Annotated in this window: 1 rRNA gene; it reads left to right on the top strand. The window is 41.9% G+C overall.

The annotated features are described in order from the left end of the window. Positions 1-123 precede the first annotated feature (123 nt). Positions 124-253 (top strand): 23S ribosomal RNA (locus DXA74_RS16135); the annotation flags it as partial.

The raw sequence follows: 253 nt of genomic DNA, 5'->3' as shown, positions 1-253 counted from the left end.
AATTGAGAAACGATCTTTGACATATTGGAAACAAAAACGTAAGCAAAATCTCAGTAAAGAGAAACAGCTGAAAGTATATATCAACGTACGTGGTCATTTAAAAATGATTAAGTACGAGCGGTAAAGAAAGTAGGAAAGGGCATACGGTGGATGCCTAGGCTCTTACAGGCGATGAAGGACGTGATAAGCTGCGATAAGCTTCGGGGAGGTGCAAATAACCCTTGATCCGGAGATTTCCGAATGGGACAACCCA

It is taken from the genome of Bacteroides sp. OF04-15BH (genome assembly GCF_003477995.1).
Classification (GTDB): Bacteria; Bacteroidota; Bacteroidia; order Bacteroidales; family Bacteroidaceae; genus Paraprevotella.
The sequence above is the reverse complement of the archived record's forward strand: the minus strand, read 5'-3'. Positions and strand labels throughout refer to the sequence as shown.